Raw genomic sequence first — 26572 nt, 5'->3', positions numbered from 1 at the left:
CCGGCAGGCCTTATCCCCCGCAGCGGGGAGGACTACAATCCCAGGTGTGGCGCGGGGCGTCCGCGCCGATCAGCCAAACCCAGGAGGGCACCATGGCAGGCATTGTGCATTTCGAAATCCCCGCCGACGATCAGGGCAGGGCCACGGACTTCTACCGGGAGGCATTCCAGTGGACCATCAACGCCATGCCGGAGATGGACTACAACGTGGTGATCACCACGCCCAGCGACGAGCAAACCGGGATGCCGAAGAGTCCCGGCGCCATCAACGGCGGCCTGTTCGCCCGCGAAGGTGAACTGAAGACCCCCATCATCACCGTCGACGTGGAGAGCATCGACGACACGCTGGCGCAGGTGGAGAAGCTCGGCGGCTCCGTGGTCAAGCCGAAGGACGCCATCCCGGGGATGGGCTTCTACGCCTACTTCAAGGACACCGAGGGGAACGTTCTGGGGCTGTGGGAGAACCTCCCCGCCGGGGGCGCAGAGGGAGCGGGAGGCTAAGGAGCCAACGTCATCCTGAACCTCCGGGCGGCCGCTGCCACCCGGAACGCCGGCCTGCGGGCAAGACGGTAAGTTGGTACCCATGAAGTACGCCCAGTCCGTTCTGGACCTTATCGGCAATACCCCGCTGATCAAGCTCAACCACGTCACCGACGGCATCAAAGCCACCGTCCTCGTGAAGCTGGAATATGTGAACCCCGGCGGATCCATCAAGGACCGCATCGCGGCCAGGATGATCGAGGAAGCGGAGCGGGACGGCAAGCTCAAACCCGGCGGCACCATCATCGAGCCGACCTCCGGCAACACCGGCGTCGGCCTGGCACTTGTGGCCCAGCAAAAGGGCTACAAGTGCATTTTCGTGGTCCCGGACAAGGTGGGGGAGGACAAACGCGCCGTGCTTCAGGCCTACGGCGCGGAAGTGGTGGTGACTCCCTCCGCCGTCGCCCCGGACAGCCCGCAAAGCTATTACAGCGTCTCGGACCGCCTCGTCACCGAGATTCCCGGTGCCTATAAACCGGACCAGTTCTCCAACCCCGCCGCGCCCCGCAGCCACTATGAAACCACCGGCCCGGAAATCTGGCGCGACACCGACGGCAAGGTCACGCACTGCGTCATCGGTGCCGGCACCGGCGGCACCATCACCGGCACCGGCCGGTTCCTCAAGGAGGTCTCGGCGGACCGCCCGGAGTCCGACGGCGGCCGGGTCAAGATCATCGGGGCGGATCCCGCCGGCTCTGTCTACTCGGGCGGCACCGGCCGGCCGTACTTCGTCGAAGGCGTGGGCGAGGACATGTGGCCCGCCAACTACGACAAATCCGTTCCGGACCAGGTCATCGCGGTCAGCGATGCCGACTCGTTCGCCATGACCCGCCGGCTGGCGCGCGAGGAGGGCCTCCTGGTGGGCGGCTCCTCCGGCATGGCCGTCGTCGCCGGGCTCCAGACCGCCAAGAACCTGCCCGAGGACGCCGTGGTGGTGGTGATCCTGCCGGACTCCGGCCGCGGCTACCTCGCCAAGATCTTCAACGACCAGTGGATGCGCTCCTACGGCTTCCTCTCCGGGGGCGAGGAAGCCTCCGTGGGCGAGGTCATCAAGTCCAAGACCGGTGAACTGCCGGACCTGGTCCACATCCACCCCAATGAGACCGTCCGCGACGTCATCAACATCATGAATGAGTTCGGCGTCAGCCACATACCGGTGCTGTCCCAGGAGCCCCCGGTGGTGATGGGCGAGGTCCTCGGCGCCGTGGACGAACGCTCCCTGACCGCCAAGCTGTTCCGCGGCGAAGCCAATCTGACGGACAAGATCTCCGAGCACATGGGGAAGCCGCTCCCGGTCATCGGCTCGCTGGAGACCATCTCCGCGGCCCGTGAACTGCTCTCCGACGTCGACACCGTGATGGTGACGTTCGTCGGCGCCCCTGTGGGCATCCTCACCCGCCACGACCTCCTCGCGTATCTCAGCAACTAGCCCAAGGAGCCCCATGTCTGTCTCAGAAAACCAAGGATTCAATACCCGGGCCGTGCACGCCGGCCAGGCTTTTGAGCCCCGCACCGGTGCCGTCATACCGCCGCTGCACTTCAGCTCCACCTATGCACAGGACGGCATCGGCGGCCTCCGCGACGGCTACGAGTACGGCCGCGGCGGAAACCCCACACGCGACGCCCTGCAGGAACAGCTCGCGGCGCTCGAGGGCGGCACGCACGCCTACTCCTTCAGCTCGGGGCTCGCCGCCGAGGATTCGCTCATCCGGGCCCTGATGCGGCCGGGCGACCACATCGTGCTCGGCAACGACGCCTACGGCGGCACCTACCGCCTGATCAGCCGGGTACTCGGTGACTGGGGGATCGGCAACACCCCCGTGGACATGTCGGACTTGGACGCCGTGGCGGCTGCCGTGGCCGCAAACAAGACGCGCTTCGTGTGGGTGGAAACCCCCTCCAACCCGCTGATGAAGATCACCGACATCGAGGCGCTCGCCACAGTGGCGCACGACGCCGGGGCCCTCCTGATCGTCGACAACACCTTCGCGTCCCCCTACCTGCAGACCCCGCTCGCCCTGGGTGCCGACGTCGTGGTCCACTCCACCACCAAGTACATCGGCGGGCACTCCGATGTGGTGGGCGGCGCACTTGTGGTCAAGGACGCCGGCCTGGCAGAGAAGATCGGTTTCGTGCAGTTCGCCGTCGGTGCGGTCTCCGGGCCGATGGACGCCTTCCTCACCACGCGCGGGCTGAAGACGCTGGGGATCCGCATGGACCGGCACAGCGACAATGCCCAGGCCGTGGCGGAATGGCTGCTGGAACGTCCCGAGGTTGAGGCGGTGCTGTATCCGGGCCTGCCCTCGCACCCGGGCCACGATCTGGCCAAGAAGCAGATGAAAAAGTTCGGCGGCATAGTCTCCGTCCAGTTCAAGGGCGGCGAGGCGGCGGCGCGCAAGGTGGCCGAATCCACGTCGGTCTTCACTCTTGCGGAGTCCCTGGGCGGTATCGAGTCACTGATGAACTACCCGTCTGAAATGACGCACGCCTCGGTGAAGGGCACCGAACTGGCGGTCCCCGTCGACCTCATCCGGCTGTCCTGCGGCATCGAGGACGTTGAGGACCTCATCGCGGACCTCGAGCAAGCCTTCGCGTTCATCCAGTGAAGGTGACCCCGGAGGCCCCCGACCAGACACAGGCAGCACCTTCCGAGGCGGTACATTCCACATCGGCAGCACCGAAAGCCGGCCGGACCATCTTCGGATGGCTGGCGACGGCGGCCGGCGCAATCGCCGCCGCCGCCGCCCTGGCCGTGCTCTACTCCCACTACGCCCCGGTGATGAACGACTTCGAGGTGTATTACTACGGCGGCACCAAAGTGCTGCAGTCCGGTGAGGGCGGAGTCAGTGAACTGTACGCGGCACGTGATGGGCTGCCGTTTACGTACCCACCCTTCGCCGCGCTGCTTTTCGCCGGCCTCGCAACCCTGTCATTCGGGGAGAGCAGCGCGCTCTTCATCGGTGCCGCGCTCGGCGGAGCCGCTGTGGTCTCCGCCTGGCTCAGCCGCCATTACTTCGGCCTGGGCCGGTGGCGCGAGGCAGCGGCTGACTGGCGCTTCCGGACCGTGGCGCTGGCCGGGACCGGGGCGATCCTGCTCATGGGGCCATGGCGCGACACGTTTGTTTTCGGACAGATCAACATCATCCTGATGGGTGTGATCCTGACCGACTTTGCCCTGCACGGGAAGTCACGGGCCGGCGAAATCCGGTGGCCGGCGGGTCTGCTGATCGGCGTCGCCGCCGGCATCAAGCTGACCCCCTTGGCGTTCGGCCTCTACTTCCTGGTCCGCCGCGACTTCAAGGCACTGGCCTGGATGGCCGCCGGATTCTTCGGCTCCATCGCGCTCGCGTGGGCGGTGCTGCCGCATGCCTCGGCCGCCTTCTGGACCAGGATCCTGCCCGACACCGGCCGCATCGGCGGCCCCGGATACGTGGACAACCTGTCCGTCAAAGGCCTGCTGCTGCACTTCGGGATGCCGGACTCCGGAGTAACCAGCGTGGTGTGGCTTGTTCTCTCGCTGGCCCTCGTGGCCGTGGCCGCGCTCGTGATCAAGTGGGCACATGCGGTCGACGAAAACTTCGTGGCAGTGTCCGCAACCGCCGTGCTGATGCTCCTGATCAGCCCGGTTTCCTGGTCCCACCACTGGGTGTGGATGGCCGTAGCGCTGCCGTCCATGGCCTTTGCGATGCACCGGGTCCCCACACGGAGCGGGAAGATGCAGCTGGCCGGCTGGATCATCGTGGCGGCGTCCGCCGTGGCTTTCTACCTGGCGCCCAAAGACCTCGCCATGATGGCCGGAGCCGAAGAGTGGGGCAAGGACCCTTCGACCCAGTGGCCGTTGATGGCAGCCAGCCTGGGTGTGCTCTGCGGGATCGCCCTTCTGGTGTACTGGGCGTTGGCCTACCGGCCGTCCCGGACCCTTTTCTCCTCGCCGAGATGACACTTCACGGCAGTGTTTCCGGGCAACACTGCCGCGAAGTGCCTTCTCGATCCAGCAGCTAGCTTTCTTCAAGGAAGTCAGCTAGGGTCGCAGCGTGCCCCTTCGTTCCGACTGGTCCCACCACACCTGCGCCATGGCCCGCGGCTTCGACATCCTTGGCGATCCGTGGGGCATGCTTGTCCTGCGTGAGGTGTTTTTCGGCAACGGGCGCTTTGACGCTATGCGGGAACGGCTCAGCGTGGCGGATTCCGTCCTCACCAGGCGGCTCACCGCTTTGGTGGACGCCGGGCTGCTGACCAAAAAGCCGTACGACGACGGCGGCCGCACCCGCCAGGAGTACGTGCTCACCGCGAAGGGCGAGGATGCCCTGCCGGTGCTCAACGCCGTCGTGATCTGGGCGGAAAAGCATCTGCCTGCCCCGTCGGACCAGGCCCACATGTATGTTATTCATTCGACGTGCGGCCATCGGACAAGTTCGGCTGACACCTGCCTGGAGTGCGGCGAGCGGCTCACCGCGGAAAACACGAGCTGGCACAGCCTGGCCAGGACCGATAAGCCAGTGCCTGTGGCAACCGCCAGGCAGCACCGAACCATAGAGACGCAACCGGAGACAAAGGAACAGCCGCATGAGCAGCCCTGAGGCGACCGCCGCCAGCAAGGAAGATGACGCGCAGGCAGGGACGCCACCAGGGACGCCGGGGCCCTCCCGGAAGCGCCGCCTGCACCCGGCCTGGGTTGTGGCCGCCGTGGCGTTCCTTGCCCTCGTTGGCGCGGCAGGTTTCCGGGCCGCACCTGGTGTGCTCATGGTTCCGCTTCAGCAGGAGTTCGGCTGGTCCACCACTGTGCTGTCCGCGGCTGTCAGCATCAACCTGGTCCTGTTCGGCCTCACCGCCCCCTTCGCCGCCGCCCTCATGGAGCGGTTCGGCATCCGCGCCGTCACAGCCTTCGCACTCATGCTGATCGGCGCCGGCAGTGCCCTGACCGTGCTGGTCAACCAGTCCTGGCAAATCCTGCTGACGTGGGGACTGCTGATCGGACTGGGCACGGGTTCCATGGCGCTGGTTTTTGCGGCCACCATCGCCAACACGTGGTTTTCCAGGAGCCGCGGGCTGGTCATCGGAATCCTGACAGCAGGCAGCGCCGCAGGTCAGCTGGTCTTCCTGCCCTTTATCGCCATGCTGGCGCAGGACCCCGGCTGGCGCCAGGCCTCGCTGCTGATCGCGGCCGGCGCCTTGGCCGTGGTCCCGCTGGTGCTGAGGTTCCTGAAGAACTCACCGGCCGACGTCGGGGTGTTGCCCTACGGCGAGGAGGCTGCGGCAGGTGACGCCGCACAGGAGGCCAGGCCAGGGGCAGCCGCTTCCGCTGTGCCGCAGGCTGCCGCTGTGCCGCCGGCGCGCCCCGCAGGCAACGCCGCCGTCCGCGCCCTTCAGGTGCTCAAGAGGGCCAGCAAGGTGCGCACGTTCTGGGCCCTCGCCGCCGGCTTCGCCATCTGCGGTGCCACCACCAACGGACTCATCGGCACGCATTTCATCCCGTCCGCACATGACCACGGCATGCCGGAAACCACGGCGGCGGGCCTGCTGGCCGTCGTCGGGATTTTCGACATCCTTGGCACGATCGCCTCCGGCTGGCTGACCGACCGCTTCAACCCGAGGATCCTGCTCGCGGTGTATTACCAGTTCCGGGGAATCGGGCTGCTGGTGCTCCCGCTCCTGTTGAGCGCCACGGTCCAGCCCAGCATGATTGTGTTCGTCGTGATCTATGGGCTGGACTGGGTGGCCACCGTGCCGCCCACCGCTGCCATCTGCCGGCAGGTGTTCGGCGCCGACGGCAGTGTGGTGTTCGGCTGGGTGTTCGCCGCCCACCAGCTGGGCGCCGCCGCAGCCGCCCTTGCCGCGGGGGCCATCCGGGACGCCACGGGCCACTACACCTACGCCTGGCTCGGCGCGGCGGCGATGTGCACCATTGCCGCGGTCATCAGCGCCACAATCCGGAAGGACGCTTCGAAAGTGGGGGACACGGGGCGCAAGGCTTCGATCGAAGCCGCAGGCCGTTAGTACAATGAGCGCGGGCGCCGACCCGGGCACCTGACCCGGACCGGGCCCCGCGGGATTGGCGGCATCACACAACGGGGGACACTCAATGGCACTGCTCGACGCCCAAGCGAAGGACAGGCCGCGTTCCGGCGCCCCGCTCACTGAGGCCCTGCATCCTGATGTCCCGCTCACCGAAGCCCGGCACGCTGACGCCCTGCCCGCTGACGCCCTGACCCGCGGAGGCCCGGCGCAAACTACCGGGCCGGGCGCGCTGCGCGATCCCCGGTTGGCGGTCGCCGCCGCGGAGCTCCTCACCGTGGCTGCCGTGCTGGCCGCCGCCGTCTTCATATCCGCACGGCTTGGCGTCTGGAGCGAGAAGGGCGGCCTGGACTTCAGCGTCTACTGGCACGGCGGCAAGGTGCTCCACGAGACGGGCCTGGGCCCGTCGGGGCTGTACCGCCTGACGCTGGAGTGGGCAGGCGGCCCGCAGCTTCCCTTCACCTACCCGCCGTTTGCTGCGCTTCTCTTCAGCCTGCTGGCGCAGCTGCCGCAGGCTGCCGCCCTGATGTTGTTCAACGCGGCCGGAGTGGCCGTAGCAGTCTGGGTTGCGGCGGGGGCTGTCCGGTACTGGAACGCCAAATCCGACTGGCGCAGCACCTTCGCCGCGGCCACGTGGCCCTCCCTGCGGAACCGGCTCGGGGCGGTGGTGCTGCTGCTGGCCGTCCTGAATCTCGGCCCGTGGCGGGAAACCCTGGCCTTCGGCCAGATCAACATCCTGCTCATGGGGATGATGGCGGCGGACCTGCTGGGCCGAAATGCCCGCTGGAGCCGCGGCCTGCCCGGGCGCGGTTTCCTGGTGGGCGTGGCGGCGGGCATCAAGCTGACGCCACTCGTGTTTGGCCTGTACTTCCTCATGCGCAAGGACTGGCGCGGACTCCTGAACATGGGCGCCGGATTTGCCGCCACCGTGCTGCTCGGCTGGTTCCTCCGGCCTGCGGATTCCGTGCGGTTCTGGCTTGAGATCCTTCCTGACACGTCCCGGATCGGCGGGGCGGGGTATGTGGACAACCTTTCCATCAAGGGTGCGCTGCTCCACTTCGGTGTCCCTGCCGCCGGCGTCACCGTCCCCTGGCTGGTCCTGAGCCTGATCGCGGTGGCATTGGGCGCGGCAGTCATCAGGATCGCGAGCGAGCAAGGCGCCAGGGTGGTGGCCGTTTCGGCCACGGCCCTCACCATGCTGCTGATCAGTCCTGTGTCCTGGTCCCACCACTGGGTCTGGATGGCAGCGGTGCTGCCGGCCTTCGCCTGGACCCTTCGTGAAATGCCGAGGCGGCATCGTGCGACACGCTGCCTCATGGGTTGCCTGCTGGGCGTCTCGACCATCGTGTTCTTCTTTTCACCCAAGACCATCGGGACGGCCCTGGGAGCAGAGAACCTCGACCTCCAAACGCCCGGGCTGTGGATCATGGCATCCAGCGCAGGCGTATTCTGCGCGCTGGCAATCCTGGCCTGCTGGTTCATGGTGCTGCGGCGGGGGAACCTCAAGGAGCTGCCGGCATGAGCCACGGCGTGGAGCCCCAGCCTGCAGGGCACCAGGCTGCAGAGCACCAGCCTGGAGAACATCAGCGCAGGACGGCCCTCGTCACCGGCGTCGGCCGGCTGGCCGGGATCGGCGCCGGCCTCGCCCGGCAGCTCGCCGCCGACGGCTGGGACCTGGTTCTGACCTACTGGCGGGACTATGACGCCAGGATGCCGTGGGGAATCCAGCCGGACGACGTCGAACGGCTCACCGCAGAGCTGGAGGCCATCGGCGCCAATGTAGTGTCCCTGCCCGCGGACTTTCAGGATCCACAGGCCGTGGACCGGCTGATGGCCGCTGCCGCGGAGCAGGCAGGAACGCTCCACGGCATGGTGCTGAGCCACGCGGAGTCGGTCGACTCGGGCGTCCTGGACACGTCGCTGGAAAGCTTCGAGCGCCACTTCGCCGTGAACACCCGCGCCAGCTGGCAGCTGGTCGCTGCCTTTGCCCGGCAGGCAGCGCCCGACGGCGGCGCGATTGTTGCGCTGACCAGTGACCACACAGCGTTCAACCTTCCGTACGGCGCGTCCAAGGGTGCGCTGGACCGGATCGTCATAGCTGCCGCCCGGGAGCTCGGGCCGCTCGGCATCACCGCGAACGTACTGAACCCGGGGCCGGTGGACACCGGCTGGATGAGCCGGGAAGTGCGTGACGAAGTGACCCGGCACCAGCCGGGCGGACGGCTGGGAACGCCGGCCGACGTGGCCGGCACGGTGGCCTTCCTGCTTTCCCCGGCGGGACGCTGGGTCTCCGGCCAGCTGATCAAGGCGGACGGCGGCTTCTCCGCCTGACTTCCGCCTGACTGAGCTGCTCTTGCCTACCGGAAGGCGGACAGCCCTGTGATGTGCTGTCCGAGGATCAGCGTATGCACCTCATCCGTGCCCTCGTAGGTGCGCACCGACTCCAGGTTCGCCGCGTGCCGCAGCGGAGAGTAGTCCAGCGTGATGCCGTTGCCGCCCAGGATGGTCCGGGCCTCACGGGCGACCTTGATGGCCTCGCGGACGTTGTTCAGCTTGGCCAGGGAAATCTGTTCCGGCTGCAGCCTGCCGGAGTCCTTGAGCCTGCCCAGCTGCAGGGCAAGCATGGTGCCCTTCTGGACCTCCAGCAGCATGTTCACCAGCTTTTCCTGGGTGAGCTGGTAGCCGGCCAGCGGTTTGCCGAACTGCTGCCGGTCCATCGCGTACTTCAGGGCGGCCTCGTAGGAGTCGCGGGCAGCGCCCATCGCGCCCCACGCGATGCCGTAGCGGGCCTCGTTGAGGCAGGAGAACGGTCCGCTGAGTCCGCGCGCACCCGGCAGCAGGGCCTCCGGTCCCAGCCGGACGCCGTCGAACGTGACGTCGCACTGGATCGAGGCGCGCATCGAGAGTTTCCGGTCGATCGGCGCCGCGGTGACCCCCGCGGTGCCGGACGGCACGAGGAAGCCGCGGACGCCGTCGTCGGTCCTGGCCCACACGACCATCACGTCGGCAATCGATGCGAGCCCGATCCAGCGTTTGGTGCCATCCAGAATCCAGCCGGCATCGTCGCCGGCGCCGTCCTGCCTGGCCACGGTGGTCATGGAGGACGGGTCCGACCCGGCGGACGGCTCCGTCAGCGCGAAGCAGCCGATCAGCTCGCCGGCGGCCATGCGGGGGAGCCATTCCTGCTTCTGGTCCTCCGAGCCCCACTTGTGGATGGCGGTCATGGCCAGCGAGCCTTGGACCGAGACGAACGTGCGGATCCCGGAATCGCCGGCCTCGAGCTCCATCGCGGCCAGCCCGTATTCCACCGCCGTGCGGCCCGGACAGCCATAGCCCTCCAGATGCATGCCCAGCACACCCAGCTCGCCCAGCTGCGCGGGCAGGTGCCCGGGGAAGACGCCGCGGTCGTACCAGTCGCCGATGTCCGGCCGGATCTGCTGGTCGGTGAAGTCGCGGATCCGTTGCCGCAACGCCAGTTCGTCCGGGGTCAGCAGCGAATCCAGGGCCAGGATGTCAGATGGGTCGGAAAGACCGTACTCGGCCGATGCTGCCGCGGGATCAAGGGCGTCGTTGCTCATGCCAGCATCCTACGGCCCGCATCGGGCCGCCTTATCCGTTGGGGCTGCCCTGGGGCGCAGCCGCAACGGGCTGCCTGCCATGGAAATAGGCTCGCGTCGACGGCAGGAACCGGCACACCACGGCCAGGACCACGCCCAGGCCCAGCAGCACCACGCCGCTGACGAACGCGCCGCCAACCCCGAAGATCTCTGTGTCACCGTACGCCGGGTCCCACATCTGGACCGCCGACACAAAAAACGCGCCGGTCAGGGTGAGGGCGCCCAGCAGTGGCAGGATGCCGCGGAACCAGAGGTTCCTCGCCGAGTCGCGAAGGGTCCCGCGGAAGTACCAGGCGCACGCGAATCCGGTCAGGGCGTAATAGAACGCGATGAAGAGACTGATGGAGCTGATGGAGTCGGAGAGCAGGTTCTCGCTGAGGAAACTCATCGCCACGTAATACGCGATGGCCGCGGCGCCCATCACCTGCGTGGAGAACCCGGGCGTCTGGTTCCGGGCATGGACCTCGCCGAACTTCGGCGGCAACGCGCCGTGGACACCCATGGACAGGGTGCCGCGCGCCGTCGGAAGGATGGTGGTCTGCGTCGAGGAGAGCACGGACGCCAGGACGGCGACGACGATCAGCCAGCCCCAGGGGCCCAGCACCACGTCCTTCATGGCAAGGAACACATCGTTCTCGTTCTCGCTGTTGCCGAGGCCGATGCCCTCGGACCCCACCGTGGCGTACATCATCACCAGCAGTGCCATGGAGACGTAGATGGCCACCAGGACGAAGGCCGAGATCACGGCGCCCCGTCCCGGGGTGGTGGACGGATTCTCTGTTTCCTCGTTCACCGCCAGGCAGGTGTCCCACCCCCAGTAGATGAACAGGGCCAGCAGGGCTCCATGGACCACCGCGCCCGGATCAGCGAAGGCACCGACAGGATTGAACCACTCAAAATCGAACGCCTGGCCCTCGGGCGCCCCGCCCGCGATCCTGACGATAATCGCTACAGCGAAGACGCCCAGGGAGATGTACTGGATGTATGTCAGCACGCGCTGGACATGCTCGCCGAGCCGGATCCCGCGGTAGTTCACCAGGGTCATGAAGGCGATGAACACCACCCCCGTCGCGGTGACCAGCACGGTGTTCTCTGCCAGGGAACCGTCTCCCACCAGCAGCCACAAATACTGTCCGGCCACCTGGGCAAGGTTGGCCAGGACGACGATGCCGGCCAGCGCCACCCCCCAGCCGCCGAGCCAGCCCGCCCACGGGCCGAACGCGCGGCGTGCCCAGATGAACGTGGTGCCGCAGTCCGGCAGGGCGCTGTTGAGTTCCCGGAAGGCGTAGGCGATGAACAGCACGGGGATGAAGCCCAGGACGAGGATCAGTGGTGTGTAGTTGCCGTTCACAGCCACGATCAGGCCCAGGGTCGCAGCCAGCGAGTAGACGGGCGCGGTGGAGGCCAAGCCCAGCATGACGGAGTCGCCCAGGTCCAGGATCCCCGCGTGCAGTCCTTTGGCGGGGACGGCGCCGCCTGGCTGCTTCCCGGCGCCTCCGCCCGCCGTCGTGGTTCCGATGGTCATAGTGCGATACCTGCCTTGTTGGAATGGGCCTGGGCCGAAAGGGGCGCCGGTGCGTCGATGGTGTTCGGCACGAACCGGCAGAAGTAGTCGGTGATGGGGCCGTCGGATTCGCGGATGCCGCAGCCGACGGACTCGCCGTCAACCACCCAGAGGCCAAGGACGGGGTGGTTGCCGTCGAAGTCGGGGAGCGGGTGGAACTGCTGGTAGCACCAGCCTTCGCGGCCGTACCCGCCGGGCTGCTCGAGGCTGATGCCTTCGGCATGGATTTTGATGTTGTCGCCCTCGCGCCCGTGCAGCGGCTTGGCCGCCCACTCCTTCAGCGGCCCTGGCTCGTTCAGGTAGGCAGGCAGCAGGTTGGGATGGTCCGGGTACAAATGCCAGAGCGCGGCCAGCAGCGCTTTGTTGGACAGCAGCATTTTCCAGGCTGGCTCCACCCAGCGCGGATTGTGGGCACGCTGCAGGAGGCGGTGGCCGAACGGCTCCTTCAGCATCAGCTCCCACGGGTAGAGCTTGAAGATGGTGCTGATCATGAAGTTGTCCAGGTCCACGAAGCGGTTCAGATTGGGGTCCCAGCCGATGTCCGACATGTTGATGCCGATGGTGGTCCACCCTGCCTGGCTGGCAACGTCCCGCATATAGGCCGCGGTCATCCAGTCCTCGCCGGATTCCTCGGCCTCCGAGTGGGCGACGTGGAGCGTGCTCATGCCCGTGCGGTACTGGAGCTTCTTCCACTGCCGGATGAGGGCCTCGTGAATGCCGTTCCATTGGTCCTTGTCCGGAAAGACGTCCTGCAGCCAGAACCACTGGGCCACGGCGGCCTCGATCAGCCCGGTCGGTGTGTCCGCGTTGTACTCCAGCATCTTGGCGGCGCCGCCCTGGCCGTCATAGATGAAGTCGAAGCGGCCGTAGATGTCCATGTCTCCGGCCTGCAGCGACTCGGCCGCCAGCTCCAGGCCCTGCTGGCCGATGCCAATGGGTCCCATGGCACCGGTGGCCAGGAACTTCGCGGCCTCCAGGCACATCGCGTGCATCTCCTCGGCCGTGACCTCGAGCGCTTCCACCTCGTCCATGGTGAACTCGTAGTACGCGGACTCGTTCCAGTACTCGATCTTTCTGCCGTCGGGCATGGTGGTGGTCGAGAAAACCAGGCCCTGCTCTTCGATTTTCTGCTTCCAGTCCGGCCGGGGCGCAGCGGTCAGTCTCTTCACCCCTAGCCCCCTGTGCTTCCGCCCTTGGAGCTGCTGCCGAAGCCGCCCCTGCTGACCGTGCCGCCCTTCGTGCTGTATCCCGTGGATGTCTTGGCGCCCTGCGGAACAGTCCTGGTGAAGTTCGGATAGGCGGTCCGGCTCTGGCCCACGCCCGGAACGCTGGAGCCGCGGGCATAGAAGTACCAGGCGTACAGGGCGCCGCCGCGCCCTGCCGTGCTGGTGCACTGGGTGTCTTCGACGCGTTCGCCGGTTTCCTCGTTGAAGCACACCTGTGCGTAGTCGGGCTCCTGTTCATTGCTGGCCACGATCGCCGTGATGGTGCCCGCCAGCAACGCGGTCACGCCCAGGCCCACCACTACGGTGCGGCGCTGCGAGCGCTTCTTCCGGGCCGCCGCCGAGCTCAGTTCGCGCTCGCGTTCCCGGGCGAAGGGGTCAACGATGGGGGTGGGCTGCCCGGGCTGGTCTTTTCCCGCTCCGTCTTTCCCTGCTTCTGCGTTTAACAGCTCGGGGTTCAGCAGCTCGGGGCGGAGCTCCGGCTTGGGCACCTGCCAGGGCGGCGGCTTGGGGCCGCCGGCTCCAGACGCGTCCCCGCCTGCACCGTCGTCGCGGTCTTTGGACTGGTCTTTCTCCGGGTCCATGGTTCCCCCTGCTGGTCCATGCCGATCTGTTCCTGGCCGATCTGTACTTGGCTGATGTGTTCCCGGCCGGGCGGGCCTCGCCGTTGGCGCTGCCGTCCTTGGCGGGCCGAAACCGCACGCAAATCCTGCAGCCAGCCTAGTGTCTGCACTGCCACGCCGCGAACAAAAAATGCGGTGATAACGCATCAGGAGCCCGCCGGACGACCCGGTGGGCCCGAGAACCTAGACTGTTGCCATGGACACAGCCACTCTGCTCGCCGTCTGCCGGGTACACCAGCTCCTGCCTGATGAAGGGAGCGTGGGCGTCACCGCAATCGACAAGCGCCCCGTCGACGGGCCGGTGAAGGTGCATAAACTCGGCCTGCATGGTGATGTCCAAGCCAGCCGGATCCACCACGGCGGGGAGGACCAGGCCCTGTACGCCTATTCCCAGGCCGATACCGACTACTGGGTCGGCGAGCTGGAGCGTGAACTGCCGCCGGGCATTTTCGGGGAGAACCTGAGGGTTTCCGGCATCGAGGCCACCGGTGCCGTCATTGGCGAGCGATGGAAGATCGGGCTGGATGTGGAAGTCGAAGTCACCTCGCCGCGCGTGCCCTGCGCTGCGTTCCAGCGGCGCATGGGGGAGAGCCAGTGGGTCAAGCGCTTCACGGAGGCAGGCCGTGTTGGCACCTACCTTCGCGTGATCCGCACCGGATCCATCCAGGCGGGGGACCACATTCACCGGCTGTTCGTGCCGAGGCATGGTGTGACCATCGGGCGCTGGTTCAGCCAACCCGATGTTGAAGCCATGGAGGCGCTCCGGGACGCCGAGGCGGACGGCGAGGTCAGGCTCCAGCCCGAGTACCACGACGAGTTCGAGAAGCTGCTCCGCCGCGTCGGCAGCTGAAGCGGGGCGGAAAATGCAGGTTGGCTGCTGGGCGTGTGGCCAAGGTCACCGGTGCTGCAGGGGCCTCGGTTTATCGTTGGGCGGAAGTATGCCCTACACTTGAAACATCCCCCACTCCGGAAATCCCTTATTCCTGCCCAATTTTTGAGGCAGGACTGGCAAGTGTTGGAGTCCGCAACTGTGATGCGGGCATTTTCATAGGGAGAGCCGGCTAAAGAAAACGCTGTACAGACTGCTGGGATAGCAGCCAAGAGATGCAGCGGGAAGTCCTGCCACGGGATTGCGAAAGCGCCGGACTTCTACGTGACCGGCCGGTCAATGTATGCCCGGCAACCACGGCACATGTACTGCGGCTCCGCTCACCTCGGGTTGTGCCGCCTGGCCCCCTATGGATGAGGAAACTTCCCTATGCCCGAAAATCACAACGACGCCATCGACACCGAGAACACGGTCAACCCCGAGGCCGCAGCACGTGAAGCTGCCGCCACGACCGAAGAAGAAGGCGTCCGCTTCACCGACCTCGGCATCGACCCCCGCGTCCTCGCCGCCCTGCAGGACGTCGGCTACGAAAAGCCATCCCCGATCCAGGCAGCAACCATCCCGCTGCTGCTCGAAGGCCGCGACGTCGTGGGCCTCGCCCAGACCGGCACCGGTAAGACTGCAGCATTCGCAGTACCGGCACTGTCCCGCCTTGCCGAGCTCCACGACCTCAACGGCCCGTCGCGTAAGACGCAGGCCCTGGTGCTCGCCCCGACCCGTGAGCTGGCGCTCCAGGTTGCCGAGGCTTTCACCTCCTACGCCAAGCACATCGAAGACTTCACCGTTCTCCCCGTCTACGGCGGCTCCGCCTACGGCCCCCAGCTCGCAGGCCTGCGCCGCGGTGCCCAGGTTGTTGTCGGTACCCCGGGCCGCGTGATTGACCACATCTCCAAGGGGTCCCTGGACCTGTCGGAGCTTCAGTACCTCGTGCTGGATGAGGCCGACGAAATGCTGCGCATGGGCTTTGCCGAAGACGTGGAGCAGATCTTCCAGCAGACCCCCTCGGACCGCCAGGTTGCGCTGTTCTCGGCCACCATGCCGAGCCAGATCCGCCGGATGTCCAAGCAGTACCTGAACAACCCGGCCGAGATCTCGGTGAAGTCCAAGACCACCACCGGTGCCAACACCAAGCAGCGCTACCTGCAGGTCATGGGCCCGCACAAGCTCGACGCGCTGACCCGCATCCTCGAGGTTGAAGAGTTCGACGGGGTCATCGCGTTCGTGCGCACCAAGATGGCCACCGAGGACCTCGCCGACAAGCTGAAGTCCCGCGGTTTCCAGGCTGCCGCCATCAACGGCGACATCCCGCAGCAGCAGCGCGAACGCACTGTTGATGCGCTGAAGGAAGGCCGCATCGACATCCTGGTTGCCACCGACGTCGCAGCCCGTGGTCTTGACGTGGAACGCATCAGCCACGTGATTAACTACGACATCCCGCATGACACCGAGTCCTACGTGCACCGCATCGGCCGCACCGGCCGTGCGGGCCGTTCCGGCGACGCCATCCTTTTCATGACGCCGCGGGAGAAGTACCTGCTGCGCTCCATCGAAAAGGCCACCCGCCAGCCGGTCGAGCAGATGCACCTGCCCACCGCTGAGACCGTGAACACGCTGCGTCTGGGCAAGTTCGCCGAGCGCATCACCGAGACGCTGGAATCCGAGGATGTCTCGGCGTTCCGCGACCTCATCGCCTCCTACGAGGAAGAGCACAACGTTCCCGCCGCGGAGATCGCTGCAGCACTGGCTGTCATGGCTCAGGGCGGACAGCCGCTCCTGGTCAAGGAACTGCCTGCTGCTCCCGAGTTCCAGAAGCGTGAGCGCTCCAAGGACGGCTTCGGCTCGCGTGGCCCGACCCGCGCGCTGACCGAGGGCAACGCCACCTACCGGATCGCCGTCGGACGCCGTCAGCGCGTCATGCCGGGCTCCATCGTGGGCGCCATCGCCAACGAGGGTGGCATCTCCTCGGCCCAGATCGGCGGCATTGACATCCGCTCGGACCACTCCCTCGTGGAGCTCCCGGCGGACCTGAGCCCCGAGCAGCTGCGCGCCCTGTCCCGCACCCGCATCGGCGGCGAGCTGATCCACCTCGAGCTGGACAACGGGCGCAAGCCATCCGGTGGCGGCGGTGACCGCGGTGGCTACCAGGGCGGCCGCGGCGACCGCGGCGGCAACTTCAAGGGCAACGGCGGCTTCAAGAAGGAATTCCGCAAGAACGACGGCGAGCGCTCCTCGGCGGACCGCGGCGGCCGCTCGTACAGCGAGCGTTCCGAGCGCAGCTTCGGCGCTGACAGCGGTGCAAGCCGCGGCCAGGCCAGCGATTCCCGCTTCGGCGGCCATGGCGACGGCGCACGCAAGCCCCGCCACGGCAGCGAAGGCGGACACCGCGACTTCAACCGCAAGGGCAAGTGGTAACCACAGCCAAATGGTAAGCACCGCCAGGTGACCGCGGGCCCGGGGGAGTAGTTTCCCGGCAGTGGTTTCCGGTTACACTCAGGGACCGGCTTTCGAGCCGGTCCCTGAGTGCTTTAAAGGAGCTGCATCTCACAATCCGGCCAGCCCCGTGGAGGCCTTGGACAGCCGTTCGGACTCCCATAAAAAACGTTCGTGCGCAACTGTTTCGGTAGTGCCGGAGCCGTCCTTCCGCCGATTTGTTGAGGATGAAATCTTCCGGTAGAGTATTTACTCGTTGCCCCCCTAGCTCAGTGGTAGAGCGCGTTCTTGGTAAGAACGAGGTCACCGGATCGATTCCGGTGGGGGGCTCTGAATGAGGGCCTGTGTCAGGGCGGTCTTGACCGGCGTGACACAGGTTTTTCTCATTCGTGGCGGTGTAGCTCAGTTGGTTAGAGCGCACGACTCATAATCGTGAGGTCGGGAGATCGAGCCTCCCCACCGCTACCAAGACTGCAGGTCAGAGGCATTGCGCCGCTGGCCTGCTTTTGTTTTAAGTGCCCGATCCAACGGAAACCCAACTAACTGGATGATTCCCCAAGCCGGCTAAGCCTCCTGAGGAGCTGCGAGGCCAGTCCCGTGGCCCGATAGGACTGGTCGAGCGGGCCGCTTCCAGGGATAGATCCAGCATCGATGCCAGTATCGGCTACGCACCGCACTGAATCAGGTCCTGCACAATAGGGGTCACCGCTTCCCCAGGCTACAGGTGCCAGCGTTTCGGCTTCAGCCCGGGTCTCTGACGGACCAACGCGTGGTGTTCATGGCCGCCAGTCTTCGCGGTAGTCGGGGTGGTCAGCGTAGACCTCGGCGAGGATGAAGAGGAATTTCTCCACGTAGTCCCGGTCACCTGCGGGTTCGAAGTCCCAGTCGATGCGGTCGTGGTGGGCGATGATCTTGCGTTTCGCCTTACACTCGGCGAAAGCGCGTAGGTCAGCCGTAGCTGCGGCCGTACCGAGCTGCTCGAGGCCCCGCCGCGCTTCTGTTTCGTCTTCGGCGATGCGTGCTTCGAGGAAATCAATGATATCCATGCCTTCATCCTGCCATCCTGCTATCCATCCCATGAGCGGTTGATCGTTCCCAACCGGTCAGTGACGTGGCCCTGAATTAGGAGGCCGGGACCAAGATGAAGTGCGATACAGCGGCATACTGGTCAGCTTGGCCGTGACCTGGGCGTTGCGGGCTGCTCCGTTCGCCCTGCTTGCCCCGATCTGAAAAAGCCCGCGCCACGGACCGTGACAAGTGCCCCCTTTCGCCGTAGCTTGGCAGCACCTTACGAATGGGGATATCGGTGGACTTCTTCGAAGCAATCCTGTTTCCGTTCAAGTGGCTTGTGTCCGCTATTTTGGCTGGCTTCCATGAGGGCCTGAGCGTTTTCGGCATGCCGGCAGCGAGTGGCTGGACGTGGACGCTGTCCATCATCGGGCTCGTTTGTGTGATCCGAGCGGCCCTGATTCCCGTCTTCCTCAGGCAGGTCGAAGCCCAGCGCCGCATGCGGCTCCTGCAGCCTGACCTGAAGCGGCTGCAGGACAAGTACAAGGGCAAGACCGACCAGCTGTCGCGGCAGGCCATGGCCCAGGAACAAATGGCCCTGTACAAGCAGCACGGCACTAACCCGTTCTCCGCGTGCCTGCCCCTCCTGATCCAGACGCCGTTTTTCTTCGCGCTGTTCACCGTGCTGTCCGGCATAAGCGCGGCCCGTGACCAGGGCAGCGGCATCGGTGCGATGAGCCATGACCAGGTGGTGCAATTCGATGAGTCCACCATTTTCGGCGCCGCGCTGTCCGCATCGCTGCTGCACGGCGGCGAAGGCAACCCGGCAGTGGTCACCATCCTGACCGTCGTCATGATCCTGACCATGACCGCCGCGCAGTTCATCACACAGAAGAAGATCATGGCCAGGAACATGCCTGAAGAGGCCATAGCTTCCCCATTCATGCGCCAGCAAAAGGTGCTGCTCTATATCCTCCCGGTCGTGTTCGGCGTGGGCGGCGTTCTCTTTCCCATCGGCGTCCTGATCTACTGGACAGTCAGCAACCTGTGGACCATGGTGCAGCACTGGTTTGTCACCGACCCGCTCAAAGACGGGCAGGGATGACAGAGTGTTCATGGTGACCAATCCGCCAATGGGAGGAGAACGGGCAGTGACGTCGGGTGAGGGGAACAGGCCAGCTCCGGCTGAACCGGACCATTCCCGGCCGGAGAGCCGGACGGAACGCAGGCAGAGCCGCTGGGCCACGGTACTGGCGGTGCTTCAGCGACTGCTGTATGGGGCCATTACTGTGGCAGTGGGCTGGGCGGTCTACTACTTCCTGCTGGCACGCCTCGCGCGGGGGCCCGAACAGGTGTGGGTGTTCCTGCCCGTGTGGCTGATCCTGGCCTACGCGCTCCTGCCACGCATCCACAAGATTCTCAGCAGCCTGTACATTCCGGACTACTTCATCGGCCGTGCGCGCACCGGTGACGGGGTGCTCGGTGATCCGGTCAATCTGGCGGTCGTCGGTCCGGCGGAGGAACTGCGGCACGCCATGACCACCGCGGGATGGGTCGAGGCTGACCCGGTGACGCCCCGCACCGCCTGGCGAACCCTGGAATCGACCGTCATGGGCCGCAGTTATCCGGCAGCGCCCGTGAGTTCCCTTTACGTCTTCGGGAACCGGCAGGACATGGCGTTCCAGCGTGAGATCGAGGGGAACCCCCGCAAACGGCACCATGTCCGGTTCTGGAAATGTCCGGATGGCTGGATGCTGCCCGGCGGGCTCGCCGTGGACTGGGTGGGTGCCGGCACGTATGACAGAAGCGTGGGCCTGTCCCTCTTCACGTTCCAAATCACCCACAAGATCGCGGACCGGACCGACGAAGAGCGGGATTTCATCATCGAAACCCTCCGGGCGGCCAACGCGGTGGAATCAGTGCACGTGATCCGCAACTTCTCCTCCGGCTACCACCACCGCAACGGCGGCGGTGACGCCATCCGCACGGACGGCCACCTTCCGATCATCGACCTGAACCCGCCGGCGCCTGGAACAAGCCCAGGCGCCTGGCAGAAAACGCCAGGCGCCCCGGCATGAAGCAGCCCTACACCCTGGTGACGCTGACGCGCACATTCGGGCAGGAGTCCGCATAGCGGACCAGCGCGGCCTTCTCCGCGCTGTCCACCCGCAGGCCCCACCGGATCTTTACCGCAACCCACTGGCCGATGTAGGCGCAGCGGTTTGCGGGGGGCATCCACGATTCCGGCCCCCTGGCCTGCTTTGCGGAGTTCAGCGCCGCTGTCAGTGCGTTCAGGGAGCGGGAGTCGCCAAGGTCGTTGTAGAACGCCACCCGCCGCGCCTGCGACCAGTAGCGCGCCCCCGAGCCCCACGCCTCGTGGACCGGCACGGTGTGGTCGATCTCCACGGCCGACGCCGAGGTGTGGGTCCGATTGTCCCAGGGAGATACCCAGCGGCCCGTCCGCAGGGTGCACCGCCGCGCCGTCGTGTAGGTCACGGCCGACCTTGTCTCCTGGAGGAGGACTTCGGCCCTGGTGTTCTGGCAGTCGCGGTTGGCGTCATTCCAGTAGCCGAAGTAGCGGTTCCTGTCGTACCCGGTGTTGTTCTCGGCCGCCACCGCAAGGGACCGGGCCGCGGTGCGCAACGGCGCCGAGTAGTAGGAAGCGGCCTCCGCGGGGACAGCCACGCCGGCGAGCAGCAGGCCGCCCGCAACGGCCGACGCGGCAAGGGACCTGCCCCAGGCCGCGGGGCTGATAAGTGCGGCCAGTGCTGCCGCCCGTTTGCGGACCTGCTTGAACCGGTATGCCGGCATGATTCCCCCATCAAAGGTTCGTGAAAAGTGGCGCAGAAGTTGACGCGGAATCCAGCATTACAGTCGTGGCTGCCCCGGGCCGGATTCTTGATGAGGTCCTGATGGAATCCTGTGCCATTGCTGCGGCTGGCCGCCGGAAGCCCTGGAACGTTGTCATCCTGGGCCGGGCAATCTAGGGTCGGGAGCCTAGGCTCGGACCGCATCAGGCACACCACAGGAGGCCCGGCATGGCCAAACTGATCTACTCGTTCATCATGTCCCTCGACGGCTACGTGGCGGACCGCGACGGCCGCTTCGACTGGGGCGAGCCGGACGAGGAAGTGCACACCTTCGTCAACGGACTCCAGCGCGGCATCGGCACCTATCTGTTCGGGCGGCGCCTCTATGAGGTGATGGTGGCGTGGGAAGACCCCTCAGCCTACGCGCAGGAACCTCCCTACATCCAGGACTTCGCTGAGCTCTGGAAGGCGGCTGACAAGGTGGTGTTCTCCCGGACACTGGACAGGCCGTCCAGCGAACGGACGCGCATCGAACGGGAGTTCGACGCCGGCGCCGTCAGGCAGCTCAAGGCGGACGCAGGGCGAGATCTTGCCGTGGGCGGTCCGGAGCTCGCCGCCGCCGCCATCCGGGCAGGCCTGGTGGACGAATTCCAGATGTTCATCTCGCCCGTGGCGGTGGGAGGCGGCAAAAAGTACCTCCCGGACGACGTCCGCCTGCGCCTTGAGCTGCTGGAAGAACGGCGCTTCCGCAACGGCGTCGTATTCCTTCGCTACGCCAACCGCACCTGACGCCCGGCTGGACTCCCGGCTGGGACGCAGCCGCACGCTGGGACAGAATGGGTGCATGACCCGCATCGCGATTATCGGCGGCCACGGCAAAGTGGCCCTCCAGCTGTCCGCCCTGCTCACGGACGAGGGGCACAGCGTCACGTCCTTCATCCGCAACCCTGACCACACCGCCGACGTCGCTGCCACCGGCGCGTCGCCGTCGGTCCTTGACGTGGAAAATTCGACGACGGCGGAAATCGCCGCAGCGCTCCGGAACCACGACGCCGTGGTCTGGTCAGCCGGCGCCGGGGGAGGGAACCCGCAGCGCACCTACGCGGTGGACCGCGACGCCGCCATCCGCTCCATGGATGCCGCCGTGGAAGCAGGCGTGAACCGGTACGTCATGGTCTCCTACTTCGGCGCCGGCCCGGACCACGGTGTGCCCGCGGACCACAGCTTCCACGCCTACGCCGAGGCCAAGGCCGCGGCAGACGAATACCTCCGCGGCTCCGGGCTTTCTTGGACCATCCTGGGACCTGGTTCCCTGACGGACGGACCCGGCAACGGGCTGATTGACGTCAACCCGTCCGACACATCGTCCGGCACCGCGACGTCCCGGGCCAACGTGGCCATCGTCGCCGCAGCGGTGCTGGACCTGCCCGGCTGCGCCGGCAGGACCATCCAATTCCGGGACGGCACCCTGCCCGTTTCGGCTGCGCTGGAACCCAAGTAAGGGGCTCATGGACCAGCTCGCACTTATCATCGGACTCCTGCTCGCCACCGTGGTGGCCGTGGGGCTGGGGGACCGGCTGCGCCTGCCGTACCCGGTGCTGATGCTCCTCCTGGCCGTGGCCCTGACGTTCATTCCGGGATTCCCCGACCTGGAGATCCCGCCGGAGCTGATCCTGCCCCTCTTCTTGCCGCCGCTGCTGTTCGCCACGGCCCAGCGCAGCTCCTGGGCCGTCTTCCGGGTCCGGTGGCGCACACTCATCATGCTGGCTGTGGCCCTCGTGGTGATCTCCACCGCGGCAGTGGCCGGCGCTGCGTGGCTCATGATCCCGGGGATCGGCATCCCCGCCGCCATCGCCCTGGGCGCGATGGTGGCCCCGCCGGATCCGGTGGCCGTGGAATCTGTTGCCGGCCGCGTCCACATGCCGCGGCGCCTGATCACGGTGCTGCAGAGCGAAGGCCTGTTCAACGACGCCGCCGCCATCGTCATCTTCCAGGCCGCCGTGGCGGCCGCCGTCTCCGGCACCAAATTGGGGCCCGACGTCGTCCTCAAGTTCCTCGTGGGAGCGGCACTTGCCGTCGTGGTGGGCATCGCCATGGGCTGGCTGACGTCGCTGATCACGCGGCTGGTCGCCTCCATGGTCGCGCGCAGCGCGGTCACACTGGTGGTGCCGTTTGCCGCCTACATCCTGGCGGAAGAATTCCACGCATCCGGTGTGATCGCCGTCGTGGTCACGGCGCTGGAAATGCAGCGGCACGCCCGCCCGCAGGACGCCGCCGAGCGGGTCACGCGAACGGCGTTCTGGGACGTGGTGGAGCTCCTCGTCACCGGGCTGGCCTTTGGCCTCGTGGGGCTCGAAATCCAGGATGTGATCCGCACGGAGGGCTCGGCGGTCCTCGGCATGGTGGGAACGGCCGTGGTGGTCTGCATCCTGGTCTTCGCGGTGCGGTTCGGCTGGCTGGGGCTGCTGGCGGTGTCCGCCCGCAAGCGGAAGAACGTGCTGCAGCCGACGTCCGCAAAAGAGGTCCTGATCCTGACCTGGTGCGGCATGCGCGGCCTCGCCACGCTGGCCCTTGCGCTGGCGCTTCCGCTCACCCTCGCGGACGGCACACCGTTCCCGGCCCGCGACCAGCTGCTCGTCATCGCGTGTGCGGTGCTGCTGGCCACGCTGGTGCTGCCCGGGCTGACGCTGCCGTGGCTGATGAAGGTCCTGAAGGCCACCCAGGACGGAACCGAGGAGCGGGATGCGGCGCGGCTGCTGGCCCGGCGCGCGCAGGCGGCGGCCGTGGCGGCCCTGAAGGACAACGAGCTCGTGAAGGAGCTGCCGCCCGAGAAGGTGGCCCTGGTGAAGGAGAAGATGACCAGGCTCCATGCCGAGCTGCTGGACGGCAGCCTCCGCAATGAGAGCCTGGCCGAGAAGCGCGAGCGGGGGAGGGAACTGGCCATCACGGTCCAGACCATCGCCCTGGACGCGGCGCGCCAGGAAGTCGTGGCGGCCCGCAATGAGCCGGACATGGATCCCGAGGTGGCCGACAGGGTGCTCCGGCAGCTCGACCTGCGCACCATGATCATGCCGGAGTAGTTCGTCTGGCGCCTGGCGGCGATGCGCTGTTTAGGCGGGTAGGGACAGCTCCAGATCCAGGCTGTTTCTCTCCACATAATCCAGGGCACACCTGACGGCGCCCACGGTCACGATCGAGTCCCCGAGCGGGGAAACGGCAACCCGCGGCGGGGTGACCGTGAACTCCTTCAGCCGCTCCGCGATCGAGTCGAGCAGCACGCCTGCGGAGTTTGCCACGGCGCCGCCGATTACCACCAGCTCGGGGTTGATGATGGTGGCCACGGCACCGATGACGCGGGCCATCCTGTCGGCCAGCCGGTCCAGGATCTTCAAGGCGACCGCATCGCCGGCAGCGGCGGCGGCAAAGACATGTTCTGCTTCCGCGCCCTCGGCCGCATGCTCCCGGAGTGAGGTCTTGGCCTTCCCCGCAAGGGCTTCCGCCGCCCAAATCCGCGCCAGGGTGGCGATGCCGAAGGTGTCGCCCACGCCCTCCACCATGTCTAGGAACGCCAGTTCGCCGGCGCCGCCGCCGCTGCCGTGCAGCAGCCGCCCGCCGTCGATCATTCCGGAACCAAAGCGTTCACTTGCCAGGATGACGACGACGTCGTCCACGCCGGCGGCCGCGCCGCGCCAGCGGTCTCCCAGGGCGGCCAGGTTGGCGTCGTTTTCGAGGAGTACCGTCCATCCGCGGAGGTCCCGGAGCGCGGCCTTCAGACCGACGTCGAACAGCCCCCAGAAGTGCTGGGTGACGAGAACGTCCCCGTTGCGGTCCACCGGCGCGGCGATGCCGGCGCAGACGGCTAGCACCGAGTCGGGCGAGGCGCCCACGCTGTGCAGGGCCATCATGGCCGTGCGGTCAATGACTGCGATGCGTTCCTCGGCAGGGATTTCCGCGCCGGCAAAGGGCTGGCTGGACCGACCCAAGGCTTTTCCGCGGAGATCGGACACCACCACGGTGGCCTTGGAGATGCCTACGTCCATGCCAAGGACATAGCCGGCGCGCTCGTTGAGCTCGAACCGCCGCGCCGGCCGGCCCTTTTGGTAGCCGCCGAAGGCCCGCTGGTTTTCCAGTTCCCTGATCCAGCCGCGCTCCATGAGGTCTTCGCACACCGAGATGGCGGTGGCCCGCGTCAGGCCCGTCGCCTGCATGACTTCGGTGACGGTCACAGCCTGGGATGCGCGCATGAAGTCCAGGACAGCCCCGGCACTGACCCGCCGCAACAGCTGGGGCGTTGCCGCCGTCATCTCAGACATGGTGTTGACCTCCTTGTGCTTTTCACCACATAATACTTGAGGAACTAAATTTAGATTCCATATAAACTTGCCCGGTGGGCCGGACGGCCGCCGACCACTGGCTTTTCTTCCAGTCCTTCCCCCAGCCTTTTGCAAAGGAGCAACCGTGAACAGCATCCTGAAGCACTGCCCGCCCGGACCCCCGACCCGCCTGCCCCACACCGCCCGCACGTCGGTTTCCGCCCTGTGAAGGCCGCCCTGCGCAGCACTGCTGCACCCCTGAGCAGGCGCGCACTGCTGAAGGCCGCCGGCCTGGCCGGCGCCGCCGCCATGTTTCCCCTGGCCGGCTGCGGCGCGACGCCCAGCACGCAGAACGGGATCACCACGCTGCGGTTCATGCAGAACAAGCCCGAGGTCGTGGCCTACTTCAACCAGGTCATCAAGGATTTCGAAGCGCTGAACCCGGATATCCGCGTGATCCAGGACTTCAACGAGGGCAACTTCGTCCCCGGACTCGTGCGCAACGATCCGCCGGACGTCGTGACCCGCGGCTTCGCGCAGGCAACCGCCGACTTCGTCCGCAAGGGCGTTTTTGCCGATCTGTCCGACATGCCTGTCGCAGCCACCATTGATCCCAAGATCCAGGAGCTGGTCAGCTCCTGGGGTCAGTACAAGGGCAACGAAACCAGCGCCCTGCCGTTCTCGCTGGCCGCGGCCGGCGTCATCTACAACCGGGACATCTTCGAGGCCAAGGGCGTGCAGGTTCCCACCACCTGGGACGGGTTCGTGGCCGCGTGCGAAACGTTCAAGGTAGCCGGCATCACCCCCATCTACGGAACGTTCAAGGACAGCTGGACCCTGGGGCAGGGCATGTTCGACTACGTTGCCGGCGGCACGCTCGACGTGGCGGACTTCTTCTCCAGGCTCACTGCACGGGGAGCCGCCATAACCCAGGACGCTCCGGAGTCCTTCACCAGCAACTTTGCACCGGCGCTGCCCAAAATGCTGCAACTGGCAGCCTTCTCACAAAACGGCGCAGCCAGCAAGAACTACGCGGACGGCAATGCCGCGTTCGCCAAGGGGCAGGCCGCCATGTACCTGCAGGGCCCGTGGGCGCTGTCGCAGCTGGTGGCAGCCAACAAGAACGTCAGGCTCGGGTCCTTCCCGCTGCCGGTCACCAATGACCCCGCAGACACCAAAGCCCGCGTGAACGTGGACATGGCGCTGTCCATCACCCGCAACACCCCCAACATGGCCGCGGCCCAGCGGTTCGTCAATTACCTCCTGGAACCGTCAGTGGTGAATACCTACAACGAGAAGAACGCCGCATTCTCGCCCCTCAAGGACGCACCCGCCGTCGAGAACCCGCAGATCACCGGCCTGAGCGCCTCCGTCAACGAGGGGCGCTACTACCAGGGAGCCACCACCTACTTCCCGCCGTCGGTGCCGCTGTACAACTACGTCCAGTCCTTTGTGTACGGCAGGAACGGCAAGCAGTTCCTCGCCGCCCTCGACGACGAATGGCGCCGCGTCGCCGAGCGCACCGCGGTCTGACCCCACCC

24 protein-coding genes and 2 tRNA genes are annotated in these 26572 nt (G+C 66.6%); 19 read left to right on the top strand and 7 right to left on the bottom strand.

Annotated elements, in window-relative coordinates; all coding sequences use genetic code 11:
- Positions 1–92: 92 nt before the first annotated feature.
- The 8 genes from AC5RUM_RS09555 to AC5RUM_RS09520 all read left to right on the top strand — a co-directional run bounded on the left by AC5RUM_RS09555 (position 93) and on the right by AC5RUM_RS09520 (position 8885).
- On the top strand, positions 93–500 hold the full coding sequence (locus AC5RUM_RS09555) for a VOC family protein (RefSeq protein WP_494034691.1): 408 nt from the start codon (positions 93–95) through the stop codon (positions 498–500).
- An 82-nt stretch (positions 501–582) separates the two neighbouring features.
- A complete protein-coding gene (locus tag AC5RUM_RS09550; RefSeq protein WP_494034690.1) occupies positions 583–1968 on the top strand; it encodes a cystathionine beta-synthase in 1386 nt (461 codons plus the stop codon).
- 13 nt (positions 1969–1981) lie between these two features.
- Complete coding sequence (locus AC5RUM_RS09545; protein ID WP_494034689.1) at positions 1982–3145, top strand: cystathionine gamma-synthase; 1164 nt, start codon at positions 1982–1984, stop codon at positions 3143–3145.
- Positions 3142–4479 carry a glycosyltransferase 87 family protein gene (locus AC5RUM_RS09540; RefSeq protein WP_494034688.1) on the top strand — a complete coding sequence of 446 codons (1338 nt, stop codon included), beginning with the start codon at positions 3142–3144 and terminating at the stop codon, positions 4477–4479. Before AC5RUM_RS09545 ends, AC5RUM_RS09540 begins: the two co-directional genes overlap by 4 nt.
- Before the next feature lie 94 nt (positions 4480–4573).
- Entirely contained in the window at positions 4574–5119 is a 546-nt protein-coding gene (locus AC5RUM_RS09535) for a winged helix-turn-helix transcriptional regulator (RefSeq protein WP_494034687.1), read from the top strand.
- On the top strand, positions 5106–6536 hold the full coding sequence (locus tag AC5RUM_RS09530; protein ID WP_494034686.1) for an MFS transporter: 1431 nt from the start codon (positions 5106–5108) through the stop codon (positions 6534–6536). The genes AC5RUM_RS09535 and AC5RUM_RS09530 overlap by 14 nt, the downstream gene beginning before the upstream one ends.
- A gap of 85 nt (positions 6537–6621) precedes the next feature.
- Positions 6622–8076 (top strand): glycosyltransferase 87 family protein, encoded by a 1455-nt coding sequence (locus AC5RUM_RS09525; protein WP_494034685.1) that lies wholly within the window; start codon positions 6622–6624, stop codon positions 8074–8076.
- Positions 8073–8885, top strand: coding sequence for an SDR family oxidoreductase (locus tag AC5RUM_RS09520; RefSeq protein ID WP_494034684.1), 813 nt, complete (start codon positions 8073–8075; stop codon positions 8883–8885). The genes AC5RUM_RS09525 and AC5RUM_RS09520 overlap by 4 nt, the downstream gene beginning before the upstream one ends.
- Positions 8886–8911: 26 nt before the next feature.
- On the opposite strand, the gene AC5RUM_RS09515 is transcribed toward AC5RUM_RS09520, so the two are convergent.
- Genes AC5RUM_RS09515 through AC5RUM_RS09500 form a run of 4 tightly spaced genes read right to left on the bottom strand, consistent with a single transcriptional unit; the run spans position 8912 to position 13542 of the window.
- Positions 8912–10132 (bottom strand): acyl-CoA dehydrogenase family protein, encoded by a 1221-nt coding sequence (locus AC5RUM_RS09515; protein WP_494034683.1) that lies wholly within the window; start codon positions 10130–10132, stop codon positions 8912–8914.
- A 31-nt stretch (positions 10133–10163) separates the two neighbouring features.
- Positions 10164–11696 carry an APC family permease gene (locus AC5RUM_RS09510; RefSeq protein WP_494034682.1) on the bottom strand — a complete coding sequence of 511 codons (1533 nt, stop codon included), beginning with the start codon at positions 11694–11696 and terminating at the stop codon, positions 10164–10166.
- Positions 11693–12904: a glutathionylspermidine synthase family protein gene (locus AC5RUM_RS09505; RefSeq protein ID WP_494034681.1), complete on the bottom strand. Its 1212-nt coding sequence runs from the start codon at positions 12902–12904 to the stop codon at positions 11693–11695. Before AC5RUM_RS09505 ends, AC5RUM_RS09510 begins: the two co-directional genes overlap by 4 nt.
- Positions 12905–12906: 2 nt before the next feature.
- The gene (locus tag AC5RUM_RS09500) at positions 12907–13542 is read right to left on the bottom strand and encodes a Tat pathway signal protein (protein WP_494034680.1); all 636 of its coding nucleotides are present in this window, start codon (positions 13540–13542) and stop codon (positions 12907–12909) included.
- A 235-nt stretch (positions 13543–13777) separates the two neighbouring features.
- Here AC5RUM_RS09500 and AC5RUM_RS09495 point away from each other — a divergent pair, with 235 nt between their 5' ends.
- From AC5RUM_RS09495 to AC5RUM_RS09480, 4 genes are all read left to right on the top strand, one after another.
- Positions 13778–14431, top strand: a complete 654-nt coding sequence (locus AC5RUM_RS09495; RefSeq protein ID WP_494034679.1) for an MOSC domain-containing protein — start codon at positions 13778–13780, stop codon at positions 14429–14431.
- A 408-nt stretch (positions 14432–14839) separates the two neighbouring features.
- A complete protein-coding gene (locus AC5RUM_RS09490; RefSeq protein WP_494034678.1) occupies positions 14840–16882 on the top strand; it encodes a DEAD/DEAH box helicase in 2043 nt (680 codons plus the stop codon).
- Between the two features lie 276 nt (positions 16883–17158).
- A tRNA-Thr gene (locus AC5RUM_RS09485) sits at positions 17159–17230 on the top strand.
- 61 nt (positions 17231–17291) lie between these two features.
- Positions 17292–17368, top strand: a tRNA-Met gene (locus AC5RUM_RS09480).
- A gap of 308 nt (positions 17369–17676) precedes the next feature.
- On the opposite strand, the gene AC5RUM_RS09475 is transcribed toward AC5RUM_RS09480, so the two are convergent.
- Positions 17677–17946 (bottom strand): DUF6221 family protein, encoded by a 270-nt coding sequence (locus tag AC5RUM_RS09475; protein ID WP_494034677.1) that lies wholly within the window; start codon positions 17944–17946, stop codon positions 17677–17679.
- Between the two features lie 260 nt (positions 17947–18206).
- Here AC5RUM_RS09475 and yidC point away from each other — a divergent pair, with 260 nt between their 5' ends.
- Entirely contained in the window at positions 18207–19013 is an 807-nt protein-coding gene (yidC, locus tag AC5RUM_RS09470) for a membrane protein insertase YidC (protein ID WP_494034676.1), read from the top strand.
- Between the two features lie 46 nt (positions 19014–19059).
- On the top strand, positions 19060–19986 hold the full coding sequence (locus tag AC5RUM_RS09465; protein WP_494034675.1) for an LssY C-terminal domain-containing protein: 927 nt from the start codon (positions 19060–19062) through the stop codon (positions 19984–19986).
- A 7-nt stretch (positions 19987–19993) separates the two neighbouring features.
- Here AC5RUM_RS09465 and AC5RUM_RS09460 read toward each other — a convergent pair whose 3' ends face one another.
- Entirely contained in the window at positions 19994–20719 is a 726-nt protein-coding gene (locus AC5RUM_RS09460; RefSeq protein WP_494034674.1) for an HNH endonuclease family protein, read from the bottom strand.
- A 20-nt stretch (positions 20720–20739) separates the two neighbouring features.
- Here AC5RUM_RS09460 and AC5RUM_RS09455 point away from each other — a divergent pair, with 20 nt between their 5' ends.
- From AC5RUM_RS09455 to AC5RUM_RS09440, 4 genes are read left to right on the top strand one after another with little or no spacing between them, the layout of a single operon-like run.
- Positions 20740–20895 carry a hypothetical protein gene (locus tag AC5RUM_RS09455; RefSeq protein ID WP_494034673.1) on the top strand — a complete coding sequence of 52 codons (156 nt, stop codon included), beginning with the start codon at positions 20740–20742 and terminating at the stop codon, positions 20893–20895.
- A gap of 51 nt (positions 20896–20946) precedes the next feature.
- Complete coding sequence (locus AC5RUM_RS09450; protein ID WP_494034672.1) at positions 20947–21507, top strand: dihydrofolate reductase family protein; 561 nt, start codon at positions 20947–20949, stop codon at positions 21505–21507.
- Positions 21508–21562: 55 nt separating this feature from the next.
- Positions 21563–22219 carry an NAD(P)H-binding protein gene (locus tag AC5RUM_RS09445; protein WP_494034671.1) on the top strand — a complete coding sequence of 219 codons (657 nt, stop codon included), beginning with the start codon at positions 21563–21565 and terminating at the stop codon, positions 22217–22219.
- Positions 22220–22226: 7 nt separating this feature from the next.
- Positions 22227–23798 carry a Na+/H+ antiporter gene (locus AC5RUM_RS09440; protein WP_494034670.1) on the top strand — a complete coding sequence of 524 codons (1572 nt, stop codon included), beginning with the start codon at positions 22227–22229 and terminating at the stop codon, positions 23796–23798.
- 30 nt (positions 23799–23828) lie between these two features.
- Here the strand turns inward: AC5RUM_RS09440 and AC5RUM_RS09435 are convergent, their stop codons facing one another.
- Positions 23829–25031: an ROK family transcriptional regulator gene (locus AC5RUM_RS09435; protein WP_494034669.1), complete on the bottom strand. Its 1203-nt coding sequence runs from the start codon at positions 25029–25031 to the stop codon at positions 23829–23831.
- 225 nt (positions 25032–25256) lie between these two features.
- Between AC5RUM_RS09435 and AC5RUM_RS09430 the strand changes: the two genes are divergently transcribed.
- Positions 25257–26564: an ABC transporter substrate-binding protein gene (locus tag AC5RUM_RS09430; RefSeq protein ID WP_494034668.1), complete on the top strand. Its 1308-nt coding sequence runs from the start codon at positions 25257–25259 to the stop codon at positions 26562–26564.
- The last annotated feature ends 8 nt before the right edge of the window (positions 26565–26572 follow it).

The organism is Arthrobacter sp. B2060, from assembly GCF_059090445.1.
Note: the sequence above shows the minus strand (reverse complement) of the source record. Positions and strands in the feature narration are given on the sequence as shown.

Excerpts from the sequence above, each read along its gene's own strand:
- AC5RUM_RS09525 (WP_494034685.1), top strand. The coding sequence starts at position 6,622 with ATGGCACTGCTCGACGCCCAAGCGAAGGACAGGCCGCGTTCCGGCGCC.
- AC5RUM_RS09510 (WP_494034682.1), bottom strand. The coding sequence starts at position 11,696 with ATGACCATCGGAACCACGACGGCGGGCGGAGGCGCCGGGAAGCAGCCA.
- AC5RUM_RS09460 (WP_494034674.1), bottom strand. The coding sequence starts at position 20,719 with ATGCCGGCATACCGGTTCAAGCAGGTCCGCAAACGGGCGGCAGCACTG.
- AC5RUM_RS09490 (WP_494034678.1), top strand. The coding sequence starts at position 14,840 with ATGCCCGAAAATCACAACGACGCCATCGACACCGAGAACACGGTCAAC.
- AC5RUM_RS09495 (WP_494034679.1), top strand. The coding sequence starts at position 13,778 with ATGGACACAGCCACTCTGCTCGCCGTCTGCCGGGTACACCAGCTCCTG.
- AC5RUM_RS09450 (WP_494034672.1), top strand. The coding sequence starts at position 20,947 with ATGGCCAAACTGATCTACTCGTTCATCATGTCCCTCGACGGCTACGTG.
- AC5RUM_RS09500 (WP_494034680.1), bottom strand. The coding sequence starts at position 13,542 with ATGGACCCGGAGAAAGACCAGTCCAAAGACCGCGACGACGGTGCAGGC.
- AC5RUM_RS09475 (WP_494034677.1), bottom strand. The coding sequence starts at position 17,946 with ATGGATATCATTGATTTCCTCGAAGCACGCATCGCCGAAGACGAAACA.
- AC5RUM_RS09520 (WP_494034684.1), top strand. The coding sequence starts at position 8,073 with ATGAGCCACGGCGTGGAGCCCCAGCCTGCAGGGCACCAGGCTGCAGAG.
- AC5RUM_RS09445 (WP_494034671.1), top strand. The coding sequence starts at position 21,563 with ATGACCCGCATCGCGATTATCGGCGGCCACGGCAAAGTGGCCCTCCAG.
- AC5RUM_RS09435 (WP_494034669.1), bottom strand. The coding sequence starts at position 25,031 with ATGTCTGAGATGACGGCGGCAACGCCCCAGCTGTTGCGGCGGGTCAGT.
- AC5RUM_RS09515 (WP_494034683.1), bottom strand. The coding sequence starts at position 10,132 with ATGAGCAACGACGCCCTTGATCCCGCGGCAGCATCGGCCGAGTACGGT.
- AC5RUM_RS09440 (WP_494034670.1), top strand. The coding sequence starts at position 22,227 with ATGGACCAGCTCGCACTTATCATCGGACTCCTGCTCGCCACCGTGGTG.
- AC5RUM_RS09530 (WP_494034686.1), top strand. The coding sequence starts at position 5,106 with ATGAGCAGCCCTGAGGCGACCGCCGCCAGCAAGGAAGATGACGCGCAG.
- AC5RUM_RS09545 (WP_494034689.1), top strand. The coding sequence starts at position 1,982 with ATGTCTGTCTCAGAAAACCAAGGATTCAATACCCGGGCCGTGCACGCC.
- AC5RUM_RS09550 (WP_494034690.1), top strand. The coding sequence starts at position 583 with ATGAAGTACGCCCAGTCCGTTCTGGACCTTATCGGCAATACCCCGCTG.
- AC5RUM_RS09555 (WP_494034691.1), top strand. The coding sequence starts at position 93 with ATGGCAGGCATTGTGCATTTCGAAATCCCCGCCGACGATCAGGGCAGG.